The sequence below is a fragment of the Streptomyces sp. genome (assembly GCF_031178505.1).
GTDB classification, from domain to species: domain Bacteria; phylum Actinomycetota; class Actinomycetes; order Streptomycetales; family Streptomycetaceae; genus Streptomyces; species Streptomyces gulbargensis.
In genome coordinates this window covers 1-2,880 of record NZ_JAPSIW010000843.1, presented here as the reverse complement: position 1 = coordinate 2,880, position 2,880 = coordinate 1, and the positions used below count along the sequence as shown (strand labels likewise).

3 protein-coding genes and 1 pseudogene are annotated in these 2,880 nt (G+C 69.0%); 3 read left to right on the top strand and 1 reads right to left on the bottom strand.

Annotation, left to right across the window (positions count from 1 at the left end; translation table 11 throughout):
* Window positions 1–291: pseudogene (locus RIF68_RS33295) on the top strand (hypothetical protein); the annotation flags it as partial.
* 66 nt (window positions 292–357) lie between these two features.
* Here RIF68_RS33295 and RIF68_RS33290 read toward each other — a convergent pair.
* Window positions 358–831 (bottom strand): hypothetical protein, encoded by a 474-nt coding sequence (locus tag RIF68_RS33290; protein ID WP_309055185.1) that lies wholly within the window; start codon window positions 829–831, stop codon window positions 358–360.
* 735 nt (window positions 832–1,566) lie between these two features.
* On the opposite strand from RIF68_RS33290, the gene RIF68_RS33285 reads away from it, so the two are divergent.
* Both RIF68_RS33285 and RIF68_RS33280 read left to right on the top strand, forming a co-directional pair.
* Complete coding sequence (locus tag RIF68_RS33285; RefSeq protein ID WP_309055183.1) at window positions 1,567–2,310, top strand: hypothetical protein; 744 nt, start codon at window positions 1,567–1,569, stop codon at window positions 2,308–2,310.
* A 232-nt stretch (window positions 2,311–2,542) separates the two neighbouring features.
* The coding region (locus RIF68_RS33280; RefSeq protein WP_309055182.1) for a thermonuclease family protein at window positions 2,543–2,880 on the top strand (338 nt) is incomplete at its 3' end.

The following is a 2,880-nucleotide window of genomic DNA, read 5'->3' as shown; positions in this document are numbered from 1 at the left end:
GATTTGAACCCCGAGCCGGTGCGCACGAGCCTGCACCACGACGGCTTCACCGCCGACAGCGTGCCGGTCGTGGAGCTGGATCCTTCCGGGAACTGCGCGATGGTCGCGGGGCTGTCCGGCAACGGGTTCAAGTTCGCCCCCGTCCACGGGCGGATGCTGGCCGAGCTGGTCCTCGATGGGAGTTCTGCCTTGCATCGGGAGGCCTTCACGGTGGCGGCGCACCGGGCGCGGCGGCTGACGGACTCCTCCGTCACCACCACACCGTTGGAGGAACCGGCCGCGCTTGTCTGAAGCAGTGCGTGGGCCCGCACCGTTGGCGGTGCGGGCCCACGGGGTGTTTCGGGGCGCTGCGTCTGGTCAACGACGACGGCCCGTTCCCTGGGACGGCCCCAGCCGGGCTGACACGCTGACCGAGTCCGCATTGAGCTCACCCCGCTCGCGGAAGCGGTCGTCGCCGATGTCGCCGTACTCGGAGGTGAGGTACCTGCGCTTGCGGTACCTCTCCCGCGCTGCGGCGTCACGGTCGGTGGTGGAGGAGCTGTTCGCCGAGCGCGTCGAGGGGGCTGCCTGTCCACGGCGCTGCGGTGGGGTCTGGGGTCTCTTCGGCTTCTTGGACGGCGCCTCGGCCGTCGGTGTGGCCGCGGAACGTTCCGTTTGCTGCGCAGGACGGGGAGCCTGAACCGTGCTGGTGGGAACTACGGGCTTCTTCACGGTGCGCCGGGACGCCTCCCGGATCTGACGAGCACTGAGGCGTGTGTTGCTCCACGGGCAGAGAACCTTGCCCCGCCCCTGCTGCAGGTGGCCGGGATAGGTCTGCTCGAGCGAGGACATCTCCTGATGCGCTCCGCAGTGGACGCAGCGCACGGAGTAGACGAACTCATGACCGCCCGGCGGGGGTAGGACCTTCTTCGCCCGGGGAGCGCCCATGGCTGTCGCCGACGACCGAGAAGCGTGCGGGCGGTTTCTGGTGGAAGCGACGACCATGCCCGGGGCAAGCGGGTCCGCCCTGGGGCCGGACGGAGCGGCCGGGGCGGACTGCGGCGTGCCGGCCCGTGGGAGTTGCCGTGCTGGTACCGACGGCTCACCGCAGCGACCAGAATCGAACCCCTGCTCTTCAGACGCCGAACGTGACTTGCCCATGCCCCCCGTTGAACACCAGATATGTAGTACCGGATAGTATCCATCCTTGTTTGCAAAAGCGATCATGATGGTGACGACTTTTGGGATCGTCCACCCTGCGATATCTCTCGGCGCCTCATGGATCCAGCACGGAAGTCAGGGGACATGCACCAGTCCGGTAGCACCACACCGCGTCGCAGCTCATCGGCCGACCGCAACAAGGACTTCGATACGGCCGCACACCTCAAGAGGTCCCCCAGCGGGCGCATCCCGCAGTGGGTCCTGGAGGAGGCGCTGGAAGAGCAGCGTCAGCATCGGATGAGCCCGCGCCGACGAAGGCAGGAGCAGCGTCGCAGCGCGCGTTCCGCACGCCGGACCGCACGGCGAGGGGCCAGGACGTCGAGGCGTCGCAACCGGGCGTGGAGGGCGTCGCCGGCAATCGGGATCGTGCTGCTGGCGGTGCTGTGGTTCGCTCCCAGCCTCTTCACCCAGTACGCGCTGCCGGTGATCCGCCCCTATCTTCCGAATGCTTCGGCACCCCCGTCGGGGGTCGATGCCGCCCGGCATCCGCTCGGTGCTCCACCGACCGTTACCGACACGGGCGACTACCGCTTCATGGAGTCACCGGATCCCGAGCAGGAGATGATCGCTTACGACCCCTGCCGGCCGGTCCGCATCGCCGTGCGCCCCGACAACGCGCCGCCGGGTGGCCAGCAACTCGTCGAGGAAGCCATCGGCGCGGTGGCAGCAGCGACGGGTCTGCAGTTCGTCGACGCCGGGATCACGACGGAGGCGCCCTCCAGCCGGCGCGAGCCGTATCAGCCCGACCGCTACGGCCGTCAGTGGGCGCCGATTCTCATTGCCTGGTCCGACGCCGGCGAACATCCCGACCTGGCCGGGGACGTGGCAGGTCGGGGAGGCAGCACCGCGCGGCAGGTGGACGGCGCCCCCTTCGTCTACGTGACCGGCCAGGTGGTCCTCGACGCCCCTTCCCTCACCGCGATGATGGAGCGTCCCGAGCAGGTGCGGGCGGTGATCATGCACGAACTGGCCCACGTGGTCGGTCTGGCGCACGTCGACGACCCCGGGCAGCTGATGTACGGGGACAACGTGGGCCTGACCGATTTCGCCCCCGGTGACCGCGCCGGCCTCGCCAGGCTCGGCGCCGGGAAATGCGCGCCAGGACTGTGAGGGGCAGACCGCACAGTGACATCGTGCTGCCGTCGGATGCCCTCCGCGGGAGCACCTGCATCCCTGAGGCGTCGAGGAACTGTGGCAGGGCCCGTCCGGCACACATCACGCGCCCGAGGCTCAGCATTGCTGGTATCTGTTCCTGCTGGTGCGACATCCGGTGTGGCGTTTTTGCATGAGCACATGCGTGTTTAGGGTGGGAACGATTCGACCTCCCACTGACAGGACTGCAATGCCGCGCCTCCCTGCTCTCCGCCGCCTGACCGCCCCGGCGCTGGCGCTGCTTCTGCTGACCGGCTGCACCGGCACGTCGGCTTCGACCAATGAACCGGCTCCGGTGGACGCGCCGTCGGCTGCCGAGACACCCGCGGCTCCGGAACTGCGCGGTGAGCGCGTCGTCGTGGAGCGCGTCATCGACGGCGACACGGTCGATGTCCGGAAGGAGGGCGAGGTCGTGCGGGTGAGACTGCTCAACATCGACACCCCGGAGACCAAGGACCCGAACGAGCTCGTCGAGTGCTTCGGTCCAGAGGCCACTGCGCTCCTCGAGCAGCTCCTGCCGCCGGGCAC

Excerpts from the sequence above, each read along its gene's own strand:
- RIF68_RS33290 (WP_309055185.1), bottom strand. The coding sequence starts at position 831 with ATGTCCTCGCTCGAGCAGACCTATCCCGGCCACCTGCAGCAGGGGCGG.